General features: G+C 58.8%; 21 protein-coding genes. 20 read left to right on the plus strand and 1 reads right to left on the minus strand.

All coding sequences use genetic code 11. From position 1 onward, the window contains the following. Positions 1–47 precede the first annotated feature (47 nt). From fliN to JOE29_RS07910, 20 genes are all read left to right on the plus strand, one after another. On the plus strand, positions 48–506 hold the full coding sequence (fliN, locus tag JOE29_RS07815; RefSeq protein WP_003316817.1) for a flagellar motor switch protein FliN: 459 nt from the start codon (positions 48–50) through the stop codon (positions 504–506). Continuing rightward, positions 507–947, plus strand: a complete 441-nt coding sequence (fliO, locus tag JOE29_RS07820) for a flagellar biosynthetic protein FliO (RefSeq protein ID WP_003343990.1) — start codon at positions 507–509, stop codon at positions 945–947. It abuts the gene before it with no gap. Further along, the gene (fliP, locus tag JOE29_RS07825) at positions 947–1699 is read left to right on the plus strand and encodes a flagellar type III secretion system pore protein FliP (protein WP_003412403.1); all 753 of its coding nucleotides are present in this window, start codon (positions 947–949) and stop codon (positions 1697–1699) included. The genes fliO and fliP overlap by 1 nt, the downstream gene beginning before the upstream one ends. Before the next feature lie 25 nt (positions 1700–1724). Beyond that, positions 1725–1994, plus strand: a complete 270-nt coding sequence (locus JOE29_RS07830; RefSeq protein ID WP_003321783.1) for a flagellar biosynthetic protein FliQ — start codon at positions 1725–1727, stop codon at positions 1992–1994. Positions 1995–2000: 6 nt separating this feature from the next. Further along, positions 2001–2786, plus strand: a complete 786-nt coding sequence (gene fliR / locus JOE29_RS07835) for a flagellar biosynthetic protein FliR (RefSeq protein ID WP_032620940.1) — start codon at positions 2001–2003, stop codon at positions 2784–2786. Then, entirely contained in the window at positions 2787–3923 is a 1137-nt protein-coding gene (gene flhB / locus JOE29_RS07840) for a flagellar biosynthesis protein FlhB (RefSeq protein ID WP_016568592.1), read from the plus strand. Positions 3924–4137: 214 nt separating this feature from the next. Further along, the gene (flhA, locus tag JOE29_RS07845; RefSeq protein WP_003343980.1) at positions 4138–6267 is read left to right on the plus strand and encodes a flagellar biosynthesis protein FlhA; all 2130 of its coding nucleotides are present in this window, start codon (positions 4138–4140) and stop codon (positions 6265–6267) included. An 11-nt stretch (positions 6268–6278) separates the two neighbouring features. Then, positions 6279–7607 (plus strand): flagellar biosynthesis protein FlhF, encoded by a 1329-nt coding sequence (flhF, locus tag JOE29_RS07850; RefSeq protein WP_003422173.1) that lies wholly within the window; start codon positions 6279–6281, stop codon positions 7605–7607. Positions 7608–7722: 115 nt separating this feature from the next. Beyond that, entirely contained in the window at positions 7723–8556 is an 834-nt protein-coding gene (gene fleN, locus JOE29_RS07855) for a flagellar synthesis regulator FleN (protein WP_003343974.1), read from the plus strand. Further along, the gene (gene fliA / locus JOE29_RS07860; RefSeq protein ID WP_003316826.1) at positions 8553–9293 is read left to right on the plus strand and encodes an RNA polymerase sigma factor FliA; all 741 of its coding nucleotides are present in this window, start codon (positions 8553–8555) and stop codon (positions 9291–9293) included. Before fleN ends, fliA begins: the two co-directional genes overlap by 4 nt. 256 nt (positions 9294–9549) lie before the next feature. Continuing rightward, a complete protein-coding gene (locus JOE29_RS07865; RefSeq protein WP_161420660.1) occupies positions 9550–9924 on the plus strand; it encodes a chemotaxis response regulator CheY in 375 nt (124 codons plus the stop codon). A gap of 19 nt (positions 9925–9943) precedes the next feature. Next, the gene (locus JOE29_RS07870) at positions 9944–10729 is read left to right on the plus strand and encodes a protein phosphatase CheZ (RefSeq protein WP_096114069.1); all 786 of its coding nucleotides are present in this window, start codon (positions 9944–9946) and stop codon (positions 10727–10729) included. Positions 10730–10762: 33 nt separating this feature from the next. Further along, positions 10763–13030, plus strand: coding sequence for a chemotaxis protein CheA (locus tag JOE29_RS07875; RefSeq protein ID WP_210079292.1), 2268 nt, complete (start codon positions 10763–10765; stop codon positions 13028–13030). A gap of 50 nt (positions 13031–13080) precedes the next feature. Further along, a complete protein-coding gene (locus JOE29_RS07880; RefSeq protein ID WP_003391381.1) occupies positions 13081–14241 on the plus strand; it encodes a chemotaxis response regulator protein-glutamate methylesterase in 1161 nt (386 codons plus the stop codon). Next, the gene (locus tag JOE29_RS07885; protein ID WP_003412383.1) at positions 14241–14981 is read left to right on the plus strand and encodes a flagellar motor protein; all 741 of its coding nucleotides are present in this window, start codon (positions 14241–14243) and stop codon (positions 14979–14981) included. The genes JOE29_RS07880 and JOE29_RS07885 overlap by 1 nt, the downstream gene beginning before the upstream one ends. A gap of 6 nt (positions 14982–14987) precedes the next feature. Then, positions 14988–15875: a flagellar motor protein MotD gene (gene motD / locus JOE29_RS07890; protein WP_003316832.1), complete on the plus strand. Its 888-nt coding sequence runs from the start codon at positions 14988–14990 to the stop codon at positions 15873–15875. Positions 15876–15920: 45 nt separating this feature from the next. Next, on the plus strand, positions 15921–16709 hold the full coding sequence (locus JOE29_RS07895; RefSeq protein WP_003316833.1) for a ParA family protein: 789 nt from the start codon (positions 15921–15923) through the stop codon (positions 16707–16709). A gap of 75 nt (positions 16710–16784) precedes the next feature. Beyond that, positions 16785–17687: a CheW domain-containing protein gene (locus tag JOE29_RS07900; RefSeq protein ID WP_210079294.1), complete on the plus strand. Its 903-nt coding sequence runs from the start codon at positions 16785–16787 to the stop codon at positions 17685–17687. Between the two features lie 57 nt (positions 17688–17744). Then, positions 17745–18224 (plus strand): chemotaxis protein CheW, encoded by a 480-nt coding sequence (locus JOE29_RS07905; protein ID WP_003343961.1) that lies wholly within the window; start codon positions 17745–17747, stop codon positions 18222–18224. Next, positions 18225–18626, plus strand: coding sequence for a DUF2802 domain-containing protein (locus JOE29_RS07910; protein ID WP_003316837.1), 402 nt, complete (start codon positions 18225–18227; stop codon positions 18624–18626). Positions 18627–18776: 150 nt separating this feature from the next. Here the strand turns inward: JOE29_RS07910 and JOE29_RS07915 are convergent, their stop codons facing one another. Then, entirely contained in the window at positions 18777–19325 is a 549-nt protein-coding gene (locus tag JOE29_RS07915) for an adenine phosphoribosyltransferase (protein ID WP_003316839.1), read from the minus strand. Positions 19326–19341: the final 16 nt, after the last annotated feature.

Below are 19341 nucleotides of genomic sequence, written 5' to 3' on the forward strand. Positions count from 1 at the left end.
GTCGGAAATTGTTGCGTAACTGAAATACTGCGTGCAGAGGACAACCGATGGCTGATGAAAACGATATGACGTCTGCTGAAGACCAGGCATTGGCCGATGAATGGGCTGCTGCATTGGGCGAAGCTGGCGACAGTCAGGCTGATATTGATGCGTTGCTGGCTGCGGACGCCGGCAATTCGGGTAGCCGGATGGCTATGGAGGAGTTCGGCAGCGTGCCGAAAAGCACCGGTCCGGTTTCTCTGGATGGTCCCAACCTGGATGTGATTCTAGACATTCCGGTGTCGATTTCCATGGAAGTAGGCAGCACCGACATCAACATTCGTAACCTGTTGCAGCTCAACCAGGGCTCGGTGATCGAGCTGGATCGTCTGGCAGGCGAACCCCTGGATGTGCTGGTCAACGGCACACTGATCGCGCATGGCGAAGTGGTGGTGGTCAACGAAAAGTTCGGCATCCGTCTGACCGACGTGATCAGCCCGAGCGAACGCATCAAGAAGCTGCGCTAAGTGAGGCGCTGGCTGAGTGTTTTGCTGACCCTGCCATCGCTGGCCTGGGCTGCCGAACCCGCCGCTCAGGCGGCACCTGCGCAAGTGGCCAACACGGTCTCCGGCGGCATGGGCGGGCAGGTGGTGCAATTGCTGTTCGGTCTGATTCTGGTGATTGGTCTGATTTTCGTGCTCGCCTGGCTGATGCGCCGGGTGCAGCGCGTCGGGCCGAACAGCAATCAGGTGATCGAGCTGGTGAGTTCGCGCGCACTGGGCCCGCGTGATCGGCTGGTGCTTGTGCAGATCGGTAATGAACAAGTGCTGCTGGGCATTACGCCCGGGCGAATCACGCCTCTGCATGTGCTCAAGGAGCCCGTACAGGTGCCGGTGCGCGAGCAGGCTACCCCTGAATTCGCTCAGCGCCTGATGGAGCTGATGGGCAAGGATAAGGACAAGAAGTAATGGGCGCTTTGCGTTTCCTGATACTGCTGTTGCTGGTCATGGTGACGCCTGCTGCGTTGGCGGCCGATCCACTGTCGATCCAGGCGATCACGCTGTCCAACGGTGCCGATGGTCAGCAGGAGTATTCGGTCAGTCTGCAGATTCTGCTGATCATGACCGCGCTGAGCTTCATTCCGGCGTTCGTCATGTTGATGACCAGCTTCACGCGAATCATCATTGTCTTCTCGATTCTGCGTCAGGCCCTCGGCCTGCAGCAGACGCCGTCGAACCAGATCCTCACCGGCATGGCGTTGTTTCTGACCATGTTCATCATGGCGCCGGTCTTCGACCGGGTGAATCAGGATGCCTTGCAGCCTTATCTGGCCGAGAAGCTTTCGGCGCAGGATGCGGTGGCCAAGGCGCAGGTGCCGATCAAGGACTTCATGCTGGCCCAGACGCGCACCAGTGACCTCGAGCTGTTCATGCGCTTGTCCAAGCGTACCGACATCCCGACCCCGGATGCCGCGCCATTGACCATTCTGGTTCCGGCGTTCGTGATTTCGGAACTCAAGACGGCGTTTCAGATCGGTTTCATGATCTTCATTCCGTTTCTGATCATCGATATGGTGGTGGCCAGTGTGCTGATGGCGATGGGTATGATGATGCTGTCGCCGCTGATCATTTCTCTGCCGTTCAAGATCATGTTGTTTGTGCTGGTGGACGGCTGGGCGCTGATTGTCGGCACCCTGGCTGGCAGTTTTGGTGGCGTATGAGCCGTTTTACTGAGGAGTCTGCCCGATGACGCCGGAAGTAGCCGTCGATCTGTTCCGCGAGGCCCTGTGGCTGACTACTGTGCTGGTCGCGATTCTTGTAGTGCCAAGTCTGTTGTGCGGTCTGCTGGTGGCCATGTTTCAGGCCGCCACGCAGATCAACGAACAGACCTTGAGCTTCCTGCCGCGCCTGCTGGTGATGCTCATCACCCTCATCGTCATCGGCCCGTGGCTGTTGAAAATATTCATGGAATACATGCTGTCGTTGTACACCAGTATTCCGACACTGATCGGCTAGCACTGCATGCAGCCGATGCTTGCGCTGACCGATACCCAGATCAGTACCTGGGTAGCGAGTTTCATGCTGCCGCTATTTCGCATCATCGCGTTGCTGATGACCATGCCGATCATCGGCACCACGCTGGTCCCGCGTCGCGTACGCATGTACCTCGCCGTGGCGATTACCGTGGTGGTCGCGCCTGCGCTACCTGCCATGCCGCCCGTGCAGGCGCTCGACCTGAGCGCGTTGTTGCTGATCGGTGAGCAGATCATCATCGGCGCCGGGATGGGCCTGTCGCTACAGTTGTTCTTCCATATCTTCGTGGTTGCGGGGCAGATCATCTCGACGCAGATGGGGATGGGCTTTGCGTCGATGGTCGACCCTACCAACGGTGTTTCCTCCGCGACCATCGGCCAATTCTTCACGATGCTGGTCACCCTGTTGTTCCTGGCCATGAACGGCCATCTGGTGGTGCTGGAGATTCTCGTCGAGAGCTTTACCACGATGCCGGTCGGCAGTGGTTTGCTGGTCAATAACTTCTGGGAGCTGGCCAACGGGTTGGGCTGGGTACTGGCTTCGGGCATGCGACTGGTGTTGCCTGCGATTACCGCGCTGCTGATCATTAACATCGCTTTCGGGGTCATGACCCGCGCCGCGCCGCAACTCAACATCTTTTCCATCGGCTTCCCGCTTACGCTGGTCATGGGCATGGTCATTCTGTGGATGACGATGGGCGACATTCTCAATCAGTATCAGCCGATCGCTACGCAGGCCTTGCAGGCGTTGCGCGACATGGTGAGGGCTCGTTGAATGGCAGAAAACGAGAATGGCCAGGACAAAACAGAAGACCCCACGGAAAAAAAGGTCAAGGACTCACGGGCTGACGGCCAGATCGCGCGCTCCAAGGAACTGACCACGCTGGTGGTGATGCTGATGGGGGCGGGCGGTTTACTGGTGTTCGGCTCCGATATCGCCCTGATGATGTCCGAGCTGATGCGCGACAATTTCACGATATCCCGTGAAACCCTGATGGATCAGTCCTACATGGGCAAGGCGCTGCTCAGTTCCGGGATGCATGCGCTGATCGTGGTCCTGCCGTTTCTGATCGCCATGCTGGTCGCTGCATTGGTGGGGCCGATCATGCTCGGCGGCTGGCTGTTCGCAACCAAATCGTTGATGCCCAAGTTCAGCCGGATGAACCCGGCAGCGGGGCTAAAGCGCATGTTCTCGCCGCATGCGCTGGTTGAATTGCTCAAGTCCTTCGGAAAATTTCTGATCATCCTGGCCGTGGCGCTGGTGGTTCTTAACAACGAGCGCAAGGACCTGGTTGCGATTGCTCACGAGCCGCTCGAGCAGGCCATGATCCATAGCCTGATGGTGGTGGGCTGGAGCAGTTTCTGGATGGCGTGTGGCCTGATATTTATCGCGGCGGCGGATGTGCCGTTTGTGTTGTATGAGGCGCACAAGAAGCTACTGATGACCAAGCAGGAAGTGCGCGACGAGCACAAGAACAGCGAGGGCAGCCCGGAGGTCAAGCAGCGCATTCGTCAGCTGCAGCGTGAAATGTCCCAGCGACGCATGATGGCCTCCGTCCCCGAGGCCGACGTGATCATTACCAACCCGACACACTTTGCCGTCGCCCTGAAATACGATCCCGAACAGGGCGGGGCGCCGATGCTGCTGGCCAAGGGTACTGACCTGGTGGCACTGAAAATTCGCGAAATCGGCGCGCATAACGAGATCCTGATTCTGGAGTCTGCGGCACTGGCGCGTTCTATCTACTACAGCACCGAGCTTGACCAGGAAATCCCCGCCGGCCTGTATCTGGCGGTCGCACAGGTGCTGGCCTACGTCTACCAGATCCGCCAGTTCCGCGCCGGTCAGGGCAAGCGCCCCGACCCTCTGGGCGACATCAGGATTCCTCCCGACCTGCAGCGCGACGCGTAGCCCGCTCTCCCTTCGTTGCCGGCAGACCACCATCTTGCCCATGCTCCGCGTGGGCATGCCGTTCCGGGCGGTCCGCGCTCCGGTTTAACCTGGCTTGTGTCTCTAAAACCTTACCGCCGCTGGCTTTGTAAAAGTTGGACAGCTTTTTGCAACAGGGTCGATACAGGGCGCCATCGGCGTCAATGTTTTGATCTAGTGCGCAGGTAACGAATCAGTGGATCGCTCTCAATTACTCAGTAGCGCACGCAGCAACATCACAGGCCTGGGCCGTGGTCAGTTGGGCGTTCCGTTGTTGTTGCTGATCATGCTGGCAATGATGATGTTGCCCATGCCGCCGTTCCTGCTGGACGTACTTTTCACGTTCAACATTGCACTGTCCATCGTCGTGCTGCTGGTCTGCGTATACGCCCTGCGGCCGCTGGATTTTTCTGTGTTTCCGACCATTCTGCTGGTCGCCACGTTGCTGCGTCTGGCGCTGAACGTGGCTTCCACCCGGGTGGTGATGCTTCACGGCCAGGACGGCCACGCCGCGGCGGGCAAGGTGATTCAGGCCTTCGGTGAAGTGGTGATCGGTGGCAACTACGTCGTCGGTATCGTGGTGTTCGCGATTCTGATGATCATCAACTTCGTGGTTATCACCAAGGGTGCCGGCCGTATTTCCGAGGTGAGCGCGCGCTTCACCCTCGACGCGATGCCCGGCAAACAGATGGCGATCGACGCCGATCTCAACGCCGGTCTTATCGACCAGCCGGAAGCCAAGCGCCGTCGTGCCGAAGTGGCCCAGGAAGCCGAGTTCTACGGGTCCATGGACGGTGCCAGCAAGTTTGTACGCGGTGACGCGATTGCCGGCCTGCTGATTCTGTTCATCAACCTGATAGGCGGCATGCTGGTCGGTATCTTTCAGCACAACATGACCTTCGCCGATGCGGGTCGCGTTTACACCCTGTTGACCATCGGTGACGGTTTGGTGGCGCAATTGCCATCACTGCTGCTGTCCACCGCTGCCGCGATCATGGTGACCCGTGCTTCCGGTTCTGAAGAGATGGGCAAGCTGATCAATCGCCAGATGTTTGCCTCGCCCAAGGCGCTGGCTGTATCTGCCGCCATCATGATCGTGATGGGTCTGGTGCCAGGCATGCCGCACTTCTCCTTCATCGGTCTTGGCCTGGTGGCCGCAGGTGGTGCTTACCTGCTGTGGAAGAAAGACAACCAGGTGAAGGTCGAGGCGCTGGCCGAAGTGCAGCGTCAACAGGACCTGCTGCCGTCACCGACCCGCGTTCAAGACTCCAAGGAGCTGGGCTGGGATGACGTCACGCCCATCGATATCATCGGCCTGGAAGTAGGTTACCGCCTGATTCCGCTGGTGGATCGCAATCAGGGTGGTCAGTTGCTGGCGCGTATCAAGGGCGTGCGCAAGAAGCTCTCGCAAGAGCTCGGTTTTCTGATGCCCACCGTGCACATTCGCGACAACCTTGATCTGGCGCCAAGCGCCTATCGTCTGACACTGATGGGCGTGATTCTGGCCGAGGCCGAGATCTACCCGGATCGCGAGCTGGCGATCAACCCCGGTCAAGTGTTCGGCACCCTTAACGGCATCACCGCCAGAGATCCGGCGTTTGGTCTGGAAGCCGTGTGGATCGAAATAAGCCAGCGCAGTCAGGCTCAGTCGCTGGGGTACACGGTGGTCGATGCCAGTACTGTAGTGGCGACTCACTTGAACCAGATTCTCTACAAGCATTCGCATGAGCTGATCGGCCACGAGGAAGTCCAGCAATTGATGCAATTGCTGGCCAAAAGCTCGCCCAAGCTGGCTGAAGAGCTGGTACCTGGCGTGCTGTCGCTGTCCTCGCTGCTCAACGTGCTGCAAGCGCTGCTGGCTGAACACGTACCTGTCCGGGATATTCGCAGCATTGCAGAGGCTATCGCCAACAACGCCGGGAAGAGTCAAGATACCGCCGCTTTGGTGGCCGCGGTGCGCGTGGGTCTGAGTCGCGCAATCGTCCAAAGCATTGTAGGCGTTGAGCCGGAGCTGCCTGTTATCACTCTGGAACCAAGGTTGGAACAGATATTGCTCAATAGTTTGCAGAAGGCTGGTCAGGGTCAGGAAGAAGGCGTTCTTCTTGAGCCAAGCATGGCTGAGAAGCTCCAGCGTTCGTTGATCGAGGCCGCCCAGCGTCAGGAGATGCAAGGGTTGCCGGTAATTCTTCTGGTAGCAGGGCCTGTCCGGGCGATGCTGTCACGATTTGGACGATTGGCTGTACCGAACATGCATGTTCTGGCGTACCAGGAAATTCCGGACAACAAGCAAGTAACCATCGTAGCGACTGTCGGGCCAAACGGCTGAGGTAGTGAGTCATGCAAGTTAAGCGATTTTTCGCCGCCGATATGCGTCAAGCCATGAAGCTGGTTCGCGATGAGCTGGGCGCTGAAGCGGCCATCATCGGTAACCGGCGCATTGCCGGTGGCGTAGAGCTGACTGCTGCTCTGGATTACAAGCTGTCCGCCCTGGCACCGCGTGTGCCGAACATGGAACTGGAAGACGAGCTGCGCAAGACTCAGTCGCGCATCGTCTCCGCCCAGGCCGAATTGAACAACCGCAGCGACAGCGACGCATCGATCAACCTGCAGCTTTTTTCCGGCAAGCCGGCCAACCCTGCCGATACGCACATTGAGCCGACGCTCGAAGAGCCGCCGCGTCCATTCGCGTACGCACCGGCACAGGCCGCCGAGCCTGCCATTGGCCAGCGCGCCTATGACTCGATGCGCTCCGAATTGAACGGCCTGCGTGAGTTGCTGGAAGTCCAGCTCGGCTCGCTGGCCTGGAACCAGCTGCAGGGCAGTCGTCCGCAGCAGGCCAACCTTTGGCGTCGCCTGCAACGTGTCGGCCTGTCCGGCCCGCTGTCACGCGACCTGCTGTCGATGATTCCGGAGATTGACGAGCCTCGTCAGGCCTGGCGCATGCTGCTGGCGCACCTGGCCCGCATGATCGCCGTACCCGAAGTCGAGCCGCTCGAAGAGGGCGGCGTGATTGCAATGGTCGGTCCTGCCGGAATGGGCAAGACCACCACCCTGGCCAAACTGGCAGCACGTTACGTGCTGAAGTACGGCCCGCAGAATATCGCACTGGTCAGCATGGACAGTTTCCGTATCGGCGCGCAAGAGCAGCTCAAGACCCTTGGGCGCATCCTCAACGTACCGGTCACCCATATCGATCCTGGCCAGTCTCTGGTTCAGGCGCTGGAACCGCTGTTGCGCAAGCGCGTGGTACTGATTGACACCGCCGGCCTGCAGGCCAGTGATCCTGCGCTGCGCATGCAGCTGGAAAGCCTCGCGGGTCGCGGCATCAAGTCGCGCAACTATCTGGTACTGGCAACCACCAGCCAGAAGCAGGTGCTGACAGCCGCGTATCACAGTTACAAACGTTGTGGCCTGGCCGGATGCATTCTGACCAAGCTTGATGAAACTGCCAGCCTTGGTGAAGTCCTGAGCCTGGCGATCAGTCACGAACTACCTGTGGCCTACCTCACGGACGGACCACGTATTCCTGATGACCTGCATACTCCGCGTCGTCATCAGTTGGTAAGCCGCGCTGTGAGTGTGCAGATGCAGGACGAGCCTAGCGAAGAAGCAATGGCTGATATGTTTGCTGACCTCTATCACACCCCTGGCAAGAGAGTGGGTTAAGTGATGGATATTATTGGAATGTCCCTGCGTCAACGGTCTGCCATGCAGTGTTCATTTGCGAACGTGCAGCCCTCGATGTGGTTTCGGTCTACGCAAGACAAGGTAAAGAAATAACATGGGCAGCATGCATCCCGTACAGGTTATCGCGGTGACCGGTGGCAAAGGTGGCGTCGGTAAGACTAACGTGTCAGTGAACCTTTCACTGGCCCTTGCCGAGCTTGGCCGTCGCGTCATGCTGCTGGACGCCGATCTGGGTCTGGCCAATGTCGACGTGCTGCTTGGGTTGACGCCCAAACGCACGCTTGCCGATGTCATGGAGGGGCGTTGTGAGTTGCGCGACGTGCTGTTGCAGGGGCCGGGCGGGGTTCGAATCGTACCCGCCGCTTCCGGCACCCAGAGCATGGTGCATCTGTCGCCCGCCCAGCATGCGGGCTTGATCCAGGCGTTCAGTGAGATTGGCGACAACCTCGATGTGCTGGTGATCGACACAGCCGCCGGTATCGGTGAGTCGGTGGTCAGCTTCGTGCGCGCCGCTCAGGAAGTGCTGCTGGTGGTGTGCGATGAGCCCACGTCGATCACCGATGCCTACGCCCTGATCAAACTGCTCAACCGCGATTACGGCATGAACCGCTTCCGGGTGCTGGCCAACATGGCACAGAGCCCGCAGGAAGGGCGCAACCTGTTTGCCAAACTGACCAAAGTGACGGATCGTTTTCTCGATGTTGCACTGCAGTATGTAGGTGCCGTGCCGTACGACGAGTGCGTACGCAAGGCGGTACAGAAACAGCGCGCTGTTTACGAAGCATTCCCGCGTTCCAAATGTGCACTGGCCTTCAAGGCCATTGCCCAGAAGGTTGATACCTGGCCGTTGCCAGCCAATCCGCGGGGTCATCTCGAGTTCTTCGTTGAGCGACTCGTTCACCAGACCAGTGCAGGGCCTGTGCAATGACTGCGAGCGGCTACCAGATGTACAGCAAGACTTCCCGTAATTCACAGTACGAGTTGATCGAGCGCTATGCGCCATTGGTCAAGCGTATCGCTTATCATCTGCTGGCGCGCTTGCCGGCCAGCGTGCAGGTCGAGGATCTGATCCAGGCCGGCATGATCGGCCTGCTTGAAGTCTCCACCAAGTATGATTCCACCAAGGGTGCGAGTTTCGAGACCTATGCTGGCATTCGCATCCGTGGTGCGATGCTCGATGAAGTGCGCAAGGGTGACTGGGCGCCACGCTCGGTACACCGCAATACGCGCATGGTCAGCGACGCAATTCGGTCAATTGAAGCTAAAACCGGCCGTGACGCTAAAGATCACGAGGTTGCGGCCGAACTCCAGTTGAGTCTCGATGATTACTACGGGATTTTGAATGACACCTTGGGCAGCCGCCTCTTCAGTTTCGACGACCTGCTGCAGGACGGCGATCATGAAGGGCTGCACGAGGATGGCGCAAGCGGATCGCTTGAGCCGTCGCGCGACCTGGAAGACGAGCGCTTCCAGGCTGCGTTGGCCGATGCAATTGCCAATCTGCCAGAGCGCGAGCGTCTGGTGTTGGCGCTGTACTACGACGAAGAGCTGAACCTCAAGGAAATCGGAGAGGTTCTTGGGGTCAGCGAATCTCGGGTCAGTCAGTTACACAGCCAGTGCGCAGCTCGTTTGCGAGGGCGTTTGGGGGAGTGGCGAGCGCGTTGACAGGCAATGTGCGGTCCTTGGCCGCACGTTGGCTGCAAGCCGGCTGTGCAGAGCGTTACGTGGTAACAGGATGGACTCGTCAGAAGCGTGTCAGGCATTGCCTTGATGGGCTTGTTTCTCAGGTCCTTGCCTGTTGTTGTGCCAAGCCCGTCGTCGTTTCGTACAGCCGGAGGTGTGCTGTGCCAGTATTGAGTGAACAGCGTGTTCAGGTGCTGAACGCGTTAAAGACTGCTTGGAGGTCGAATTGGACAAGAACATGAAAATCCTCATCGTTGATGACTTCTCAACGATGCGGCGGATCATCAAGAACCTTTTGCGTGATCTGGGGTTTACCAACACATCGGAAGCGGATGATGGTCTGACCGCATTGCCGATGCTGCAGAGCGGTGCCTTTGACTTTCTGGTGACGGACTGGAACATGCCTGGCATGTCCGGTATCGATCTGCTGCGCGAAGTCCGCAAGGACGAACGCCTCAAGAGCCTTCCCGTGCTGATGGTCACTGCCGAAGCCAAGCGTGAGCAGATCATTGAAGCTGCCCAGGCTGGGGTGAACGGCTATGTAGTCAAGCCATTCACTGCCCAAGCCCTGAAAGACAAGATCGACAAGATCTTTGAACGCGTCAATAGCTGATGCAAGCCGCGAGGGCGCTATGGATAACAATGATTCGATGGCCGACTTTGAGTCGACCTTAAAGAGACACGCGCAGGAACTTGTCACCAGCCTTGAAAAGGGTCGTTTCGGTGACGCTGTGCAACTGATTCACGAACTCAACCAGACACGCGACCGCGGCCTTTATCAGGAAGTGGGCAAGCTGACTCGTGAGCTGCACAGTGCAATCGTAAACTTTCACATCGATCCGCACATGCCTCAAGCCGAGGAAGTGTCGCAGATCACGGATGCTACCGAGCGCCTGTCGTATGTGGTGAGGCTGACCGAGAATGCGGCCAACCGCACTATGGACCTGGTGGAGGAGAGTACGCCGGTCATGAACGGCCTGAGTTCCGACGCCAAGGCGTTGAGCGAAGACTGGGGACGTTTCATGCGCCGCGAAATCGGTGCCGAAGAGTTCCGCGAGCTGGCCAAGCGGGTCGATGGTTTTCTGACGCGTACCGAGAAGGAAACCCATCAGGTTTCCGCGCATCTCAACGACATTCTGCTCGCCCAGGATTACCAGGACCTTACCGGTCAGGTTATCAAGCGAGTGACGCAACTGGTCACTGAAGTCGAGAGCAATCTGCTCAAACTGGTGCTCATGGCCAGTCATGTCGATCGCTTTGCAGGCATCGAACATGACGAACAATCCATCCTCGATGAAAAAGATCCTAAAAAACATCTCGCTCAGGGTGAAGGTCCGCAGATTCATGCCGATAAACGTGAAGACGTCGTATCCGGACAGGATGATGTAGACGATCTGCTATCGAGCCTCGGCTTCTAAGGTCTGTTGACGGTTAATTTTAGGGAGCACCCCATGAGCTTCGGCGCCGATGAAGAAATCCTTCAGGATTTTCTGGTAGAGGCCGGCGAAATTCTGGAGCAGTTGTCAGAGCAATTGGTCGAGCTGGAAAGCCGACCGGATGATGCTGATCTGCTCAATGCAATTTTTCGCGGTTTTCACACTGTAAAAGGGGGCGCCGGCTTCCTCCAGCTCCATGAGCTGGTGGAGTGCTGCCACATCGCCGAAAACGTGTTCGACATCCTGCGTAAGGGTGAACGTCGCGTCGATTCCGAATTGATGGACGTGGTCCTGGAAGCACTGGACACCGTCAACAGCATGTTCGGTCAGGTACGTGAACGGACTGACGTAACTCCGGCGACGCCAGAACTGCTGGCCGCGCTGGCGCGTCTGGCCGAGCCACAATCCGCCGATGAAGTAGCGGCTCCTGAACCTGAGCCGGTGGTTGAAGTCCAGGCTGCTGCTGCCGTTGCGGAGCCAGCCGCTGGCGACGAGATTACCGATGATGAATTCGAGCAGTTGCTCGATTCGCTGCACGGCTCAAGCCCGGTATCTGCAGCGCCAGCAACGGCGCCTGCAGCGGTTGCGGCTGCGCCGGCGGGTGATGAAATCACCGATCAGGAATTCGAATCCCTGCTTGATCAGTTGCATGGCAAAGGCAAGTTTGCGGCTGACGCTGCTCCTGCTCCTGCTCCGGCACGTGCACCTGTGGCGCAGGGCAGTGCAGCGCCTGCCGGTGATGAAATCACCGACGACGAATTCGAAGCGTTGCTCGATCAACTGCACGGCAAAGGCTCGTTTGATGGCGCCGTAGCGGCTCCGGTAGCTGCTGCACCTGTAGCCGTTGCGGCCAAGGCTCCCGCTGCTGCTTCGGACGAAATCACTGATCACGAATTCGAAAGCCTGCTCGATGAATTGCATGGCAAGGGCAAGTTCGAGCCTGAGGCGATCGTTGCCAAGGCGCCTGCTCCGGCCGCAGCGGCTGCTCCGCCACCTCCTGTCGCCAAGCCTGCACCGGCGCCTGCTGCGAAAGCCGAGCCGGCCAAACCCGCTGCGGCTCCAGCCCCTGCGCGCGCTCCTGCACCCAGTGGTGAAAAACCGGTGGCTACAGAAGCCGAAACCACTGTACGTGTCGATACCGCCCGACTGGACGAGATCATGAACATGGTCGGCGAGCTGGTGCTGGTGCGCAACCGTCTGGTGCGCCTGGGTCTCAACAACGGCGATGAAGCCATGTCCAAGGCAGTTTCCAACCTGGATGTGGTGACTGCCGATCTGCAGACTGCGGTGATGAAAACCCGCATGCAGCCGATCAAGAAAGTCTTCGGCCGCTTCCCGCGTCTGGTCCGTGACCTGGCTCGCCAGCTCAAGAAAGAGATCAACCTGGAACTGGTCGGTGAAGAGACCGACCTTGACAAGAACCTCGTAGAGGCGCTTGCCGATCCACTGGTCCACTTGGTGCGTAACGCAGTCGACCACGGTATCGAAACGCCGGAAGAGCGCGAAGCCACGGGCAAGTCCCGCGGCGGTCGTGTGATTCTTTCGGCAGAGCAGGAAGGCGACCATATCCTGCTGTCGATTTCCGATGACGGTAAGGGCATGGACCCTAACGTACTGCGCTCCATTGCAGTGAAGCGCGGCGTCATGGACAAGGATGCAGCCGATCGGTTGAGTGACACCGATTGCTACAACCTGATCTTCGCGCCGGGCTTCTCGACCAAGACCGAGATTTCCGATGTGTCGGGTCGCGGTGTGGGCATGGACGTGGTCAAGACCAAGATCTCCCAGCTCAACGGCTCGATCAACATCTACTCGACCAAGGGCCAGGGTTCGAAGATCGTCATCAAGGTGCCGTTGACCTTGGCGATCATGCCGACCCTGATGGTGATGCTGGGCAACCAGGCTTTCGCTTTCCCGCTGGTCAACGTCAACGAAATCTTCCACCTGAACCTGTCGACTACCAACGTGGTTGATGGCCAGGAAGTGGTGATCGTACGTGACAAGGCCTTGCCGCTGTTCTACCTCAAGCGCTGGCTGGTCAGTTCGGCGGCTCACGAGGAGCAGCGCGAAGGGCACGTGGTAATCCTCACGGTCGGCACTCAGCGCATCGGCTTTGTCGTCGATCAACTGGTCGGTCAGGAAGAAGTGGTCATCAAACCGCTGGGCAAGATGCTGCAAGGTACGCCGGGTATGTCGGGCGCCACCATCACCGGTGACGGTCGCATCGCCTTGATTCTCGATGTACCCAGCATGCTCAAGCGTTACGCCGCACGGCGTATCTGAACCCGGGGTCGCGGGCAGCCTGGCTGCTTGCGGCACCTATTGGAGTGTTTATGGCAGTCAAGGTCCTGGTGGTGGATGATTCCGGTTTTTTCCGCCGCCGCGTTACGGAAATTCTTTCTTCGGACCCCAACATTGTAGTGGTCGGCACCGCCACCAACGGCAAGGAAGCGATTGAGCAGGCGCTGGCGCTCAAGCCGGATGTCATCACCATGGACTACGAAATGCCGATGATGGATGGCATTACGGCAGTTCGCCATATCATGCAGCGTATCCCCACCCCGGTATTGATGTTCTCGTCGCTGACGCACGAAGGTGCGCGCGTGACGCTGGATGCTCTTGACGCCGGTGCGGTGGATTTTCTGCCCAAGAATTTCGAAGATATCTCGCGCAACCCGCAGAAGGTCAAGCAACTGCTGTGCGAGAAAATCAACAGCATCTCACGCAGCAATCGTCGTTCCAGCGGGTTCGGTTCAGCCAGTGCAACTCCGGCAGCACCGGCTCCGTCGACGTTGACCAGCCGCGCTTCTGCGCCAGCCCCGGCACCCGCCAGGGCGGTGCCGTCACGCACGGCAACACCCGCTGCCGCTTCGGCCGCCCCGGCCCATCATGCGCCGGCGCACCCGACGACGTCAGGCACGGCCAAGCGCAAGGCCTACAAACTGGTGGCCATCGGCACGTCAACGGGCGGCCCGGTCGCACTGCAACGCGTACTGACCCAACTGCCAGCCAACTTTCCGGCACCACTGGTGCTGATTCAGCACATGCCTGCGGCGTTTACCAAGGCGTTTGCCGAACGTCTCGACAAGCTGTGCAAGATCAGCGTCAAGGAAGCGGAAGACGGCGACGTGCTGCGTCCTGGTCTGGCGCTGCTGGCACCGGGTGGCAAGCAGATGATGGTTGACGGACGCGGCACGGTGAAGATTCTGCCGGGCGACGAGCGCCTCAATTACAAGCCCTGCGTCGACATCACCTTCGGCTCTGCCGCCAAGTCCTACGGCGATAAAGTGCTTTCGGTGGTCTTGACCGGCATGGGCGCCGATGGCCGCGAGGGCGCGCGTTTGCTCAAGCAGGCTGGCAGTACCGTGTGGGCTCAGGATGAAGCGAGCTGCGTGATTTATGGCATGCCGATGGCCATCGTCAAGGCTGAACTCGCGGATGCGATCTACAGTCTGGACGACATCGGTCGGCACCTGGTAGAGGCCTGTCTCTGATGGATGTACTGAGCCTTATCGGTCTGATCCTGGCGTTTGTCGCAATCATTGGTGGTAATTTTCTCGAAGGCGGGCACCTCGGTGCCTTGCTCAATGGTCCGGCGGCGCTGATCGTGTTGGGCGGTACACTCGGTGCTTCGCTGTTGCAGTCGCCGATGAACGCGTTCATGCGTGCCATGAAAATCATCCACTGGATCATTTTTCCGCCACGTATCGATCTGCCTGGCGGTGTCGATCGAGTGATCGGCTGGAGCATGACCGCTCGCAAAGAGGGCTTGCTGGGTCTGGAAACCGTAGCCGATGCCGAGCCCGACGGTTATTCGCGCAAGGGCCTGCAACTGTTGGTCGACGGTGCAGAACCCGCCGCGATTCGCAGCATTCTTGAAGTGGATTTCATCACGCAGGAAACCCGCGATATTCAGGCTGCGAAAGTATTCGAAAGCATGGGCGGCTACGCGCCGACCGTGGGTATCATCGGCGCAGTCATGGGCCTCATCCATGTCATGGGCAACCTGGCTGATCCCAGCCAGTTGGGCAGCGGTATTGCGGTGGCCTTCGTCGCCACCATCTACGGCGTGGCCATGGCCAACCTGATCCTTTTGCCAGTGGCGAACAAACTCAAGGCCATTGCCCACCGTCAGGCGCGCTACCGCGAAATGTTGCTTGAAGGTCTTTTGTCCATCGCCGAGGGTGAAAACCCGCGCTCCATCGAACTCAAGCTGCAAGGCTTCATGGAGTAACCACGCATGGCTCGCCGTCGTCAGGTCGAAGAACATGAAAATCACGAACGCTGGCTGGTGTCGTATGCCGACTTCATTACCTTGCTGTTCGCGTTTTTCGTGGTGATGTACTCGATTTCCTCGGTCAACGAAGGCAAGTACAAGATCCTGTCCCAGGCATTGGTCGGCGTATTCAACGACACTGAACGCACCATGAAGCCGATCCCCATCGGTGAGCAGCGCCCGGTCTCGGTCAAGCCTGCCGAGCCGCTGGTCAAGGACAGTGAGCAGACTGACGCCGGTATAGGTCAGGCGTCCGATGACCCGTTGCAGACCATTGCCCAGGACGTGCGCGATGCGTTCGGTGACCTGATCAAGTCCGATCAGATGACGGTGCGTGGCAACGAACTGTGGATCGAGATCGAGCTCAACTCCAGCATGCTTTTCGGCAGCGGCGATGCGATGCCCAGCGACAAGGCGTTCACCATCATCGAAAAGGTCGCCGGAATCGTCAAACGCTTCGACAACCCGATCCATGTCGAAGGCTTTACCGACGACCAGCCGATCAGCACTGCGCAATTCCCGACCAACTGGGAGCTGTCTTCGGCACGTTCTGCCAGCATTGTGCGCATGTTGGCCATGGACGGCGTCAATCCGGCGCGACTCGCTTCGGTGGGCTATGGTGAATTTCAGCCGATCGTTCCCAACACCAGCACGGCCGGACGCGCCAAGAACCGCCGTGTAGTGCTGGTTATCTCGCGCAATCTGGACGTTCGCCGCAGCCTGACCAGCGCTGGATCGGCCAATGTGCAGCCTGATGCTGCATTGCGGCGTGCTGGCACACAAACTGCACCGGTGCCAGCAAAGCCGCCGGTACGCGCGAACGCCGTCAATTCTCCGTCACCCGCCCCCTAAACATCGTATCGGTATGGTCGTCGCTGTACGCAAGGAAAACAATTAATGAGAGTCTGGGCAGTAGCCAACCAGAAAGGTGGAGTCGGAAAGACCACCACGACCATTGCCCTGGCCGGTTTGCTGGCCGACTCAGGTAAGCGCGTGGTTGTGGTCGATCTGGACCCTCACGGCTCCATGACCAGTTATTTCGGGCATAACCCGGACGAGCTGGAACACAGCGCTTTCGATCTGTTTCTGCATAAAGGTGCTGTGCCGGACGGTCTTCCCGGCCAGTTGTTGCTGCCTACCAGCGATAAACGCATCTCGCTGATCCCCTCCAGCACCGCGCTTGCCACGCTGGAGCGCCAGTCACCCGGCCAGAGCGGCCTGGGTCTGGTTGTCGCGAAAAGCCTGGCTCAGTTGTGGCAGGATTTTGACTATGCGTTGATCGACAGTCCGCCGCTGCTGGGCGTTCTCATGGTCAATGCACTGGCGGCCAGCCAGCAACTGGCGATTCCGGTGCAGACCGAGTTTCTGGCCGTGAAAGGTCTGGAGCGCATGGTCAATACGCTGACCATGATCAATCGTTCGCGCAAGGTGCCGTTGCCTTACACCATCGTGCCGACCTTGTTCGACCGCCGTACCCAGGCATCGATGGGCACCTTGAAACTGTTGCGCGACAGCTTTCCCGAGCATGTCTGGCAAGCCTACGTGCCGGTCGATACACGACTGCGCGATGCCAGCCGTCTGGGGCTTACGCCGTCGCAGAACGACAGCAAGAGTCGCGGTGTGATCGCTTACCGGGCATTGCTCAAGCATATGCTCGCCGAGCAGCTCAATGCGCAGGTGGCCTGACGTGAACGTCTACTCTTTCTGCATTGTTTGCTCAAGTGATGCCTCAATGCGGCCGATAACTGTATCAGGCTGCACATGCTCCATTTTTCGTTGGGCCCCGGTATGAACCGCCCTGTAGAAGTAGCAACACGACCCAAACTGGCTTTGCAGTCCTACCTGGACGCACTGCTGTACGACGCGACTGAAGTGCTCGAAGAGCCCGTCAGCAGCATCGATGAATTTCAGGCGGCTGTGCTCGAAGAGCAGGCCTTTGATGCGCGGATGCAGGCGCAGATCAAGCCGCTGGCGGTCGCGGTTGCCGCGCCGGCTCCGGTGGCTGTCAAGGTGCAGGTCCTGGCGCCTGCGCCAGTGGTTGAAGTCGCTCCGGTGATCGTTGCCGAAGCGGTGCAGGTTGAAGAGGCTCAGGTTGAAGAGGCAGTGCCAACTGTTGCGCTGGTGGAACCGGTCGCCGAGTTGAGCACGCTGGCAGCCCAGCGTACCCCGACGCCACCGCCGACCAGTGATGGTCGTCCGGCATGGGCTGCCGAGCCGTTCGAATGCCTGTTGTTCGATGTGGCCGGTCTGACACTGGCGGTGCCGCTGGTGTGCCTGGGGTCGATTTATCCGCTGGCAGGGCAGGAGCTGACGCCGCTGTTCGGTCAGCCGGACTGGTTTCTCGGGATCCTGCCGTGTCAGGCAGGCAACCTGAAAGTGTTGGATACCGCGCGCTGGATCATGCCTGATCGCTACCGCGACGATTTTCGCCAGGGATTGCAGTATGTGATTTCGGTGCAGGGATACGAGTGGGGGCTGGCGGTGCATCAGGTCAGCCGTTCGTTGCGTCTTGATCCGAACGAGATCAAATGGCGCGCGCGGCGAGGTCATCGTCCATGGCTGGCGGGTACGGTCATCGAGCATATGTGCGCGTTGCTGGATGTAGCAGAGTTGGCCGAGCTGATAGCCAGTGGCGCGGTCAAGCAGTTGAACAAGTCGAAATAATCATGGGTCGATGCCAGTGGCGTCACCTGCAAAGAACACACGTGAGGGGTTGGGGTTATGAATAAGTCGTCTGCACAAGGTTCCGAAGATCCTATTCTGCAATGGGTTACGTTCCGCCTGGACAACGAGTCCTACGGCATCAACGTAATGCAGGTGCAGGAAGTGCTGCGCTACACTGAAATCGCCCCGGTGCCGGGTGCGCCAAGTTATGTGCTGGGCATCATCAACCTGCGCGGTAACGTCGTGACCGTGATCGACACCCGTCAGCGTTTTGGCCTGGACCCGGTTGAAGTCAGCGACAACACGCGTATCGTGATCATCGAAGCCGACAAGCAAGTGGTCGGTATTCTGGTCGACAGCGTTGCGGAAGTGGTTTACTTGCGTCAGTCGGAAGTTGAAACTGCGCCTAACGTCGGTAACGACGAGTCGGCCAAGTTCATTCAGGGCGTTTGCAACAAGAACGGCGAACTGTTGATTCTGGTTGAACTGGACAAAATGATGTCCGAAGAAGAGTGGTCCGATCTGGAGAACATCTGATTGATCTTTGAGGTAGCTGTCGTCTTTCTGGGCATTCTCTGGGTAGTGACCCTGTTTATGTTCCTGGCCCATACCAGGCGTCAGCGCAAGCTCGACGCCGAGCGTGATGAGGCGGCTGCCTTGCGGGATCAGCGGATCAAGGAGTTGGCCAGGCGTCTGGACAACTACCAGAACGGCACGGTGCGCATGGGCGAAGCGTTGCATGAGCTGCGTGCCGTCGTTGCGCCGTTGCCGGACAAGCTCACCGCTCTGGAGCAGCGCGATCCCTCCACGCTATCCTTCGCCCAGGCCGCCCGTCTGGTCGGCATGGGTGCCAGCATCGACGAGCTGACCCAGTCCTGCGGCCTGACCCAGGCCGAAGCGCAACTGATGACCAAACTGCACGGTAATACAGCGAGCTAGTTTCTCGTTCGTATGGCTATCGTTCCCATGCTCCGCGTGGGAATGCAGTTCGTGACGCTCCGTCGTCAGCGCCATCGCGATAAAAAAGCGCGTTTACGATAGCCGTGAGTGCTGGACCGTTCGGAACCTGTAACTCTCATGCCTATGCCGTTACTGCTCGTCTAGCGCAAACTCGGTCAGGCAGAACGTCGGGATCTTCAGGTCGTTAAGACGCTGGGAGCCGCCCAGTTCCGGCAGGTCGATGATCGCAGCAGCCTCGTACACTTCGGCACCCATACGGCGGATCAGATTGGCAGCGGCGATCAGCGTGCCTCCGGTCGCGATCAAGTCATCGAACATGATGACCGAGTCACCTTCGCACAGACTGTCGGCATGCACTTCCAGATACGCTTCGCCGTATTCGGTCTGATACGCCTCGGACAGTACATCGGCAGGCAGTTTGCCTTGTTTGCGGAACAGCACCAGCGGCTTGTTCAATTGATACGCGACCACCGAACCGATCAGAAAACCCCGCGCGTCCATGACGCCGATATGACTGAACTCGGCATCGATGTAGCGCTGCACGAAGCTGTCAATCACCTGACGGGTGGCCTTGGGCGACTGGAACAGCGGTGTGATATCGCGGAAGACCACGCCCGGCTTAGGGAAGTCCACGACCGGGCGGATGAGGGATTTGAAGTTCGATTGATCGAAAGTCATCAGGGGATTCCATGGC

Source organism: Pseudomonas sp. PvP009, assembly GCF_017832995.1.
GTDB classification, from domain to species: Bacteria; Pseudomonadota; Gammaproteobacteria; order Pseudomonadales; family Pseudomonadaceae; genus Aquipseudomonas; species Aquipseudomonas syringae.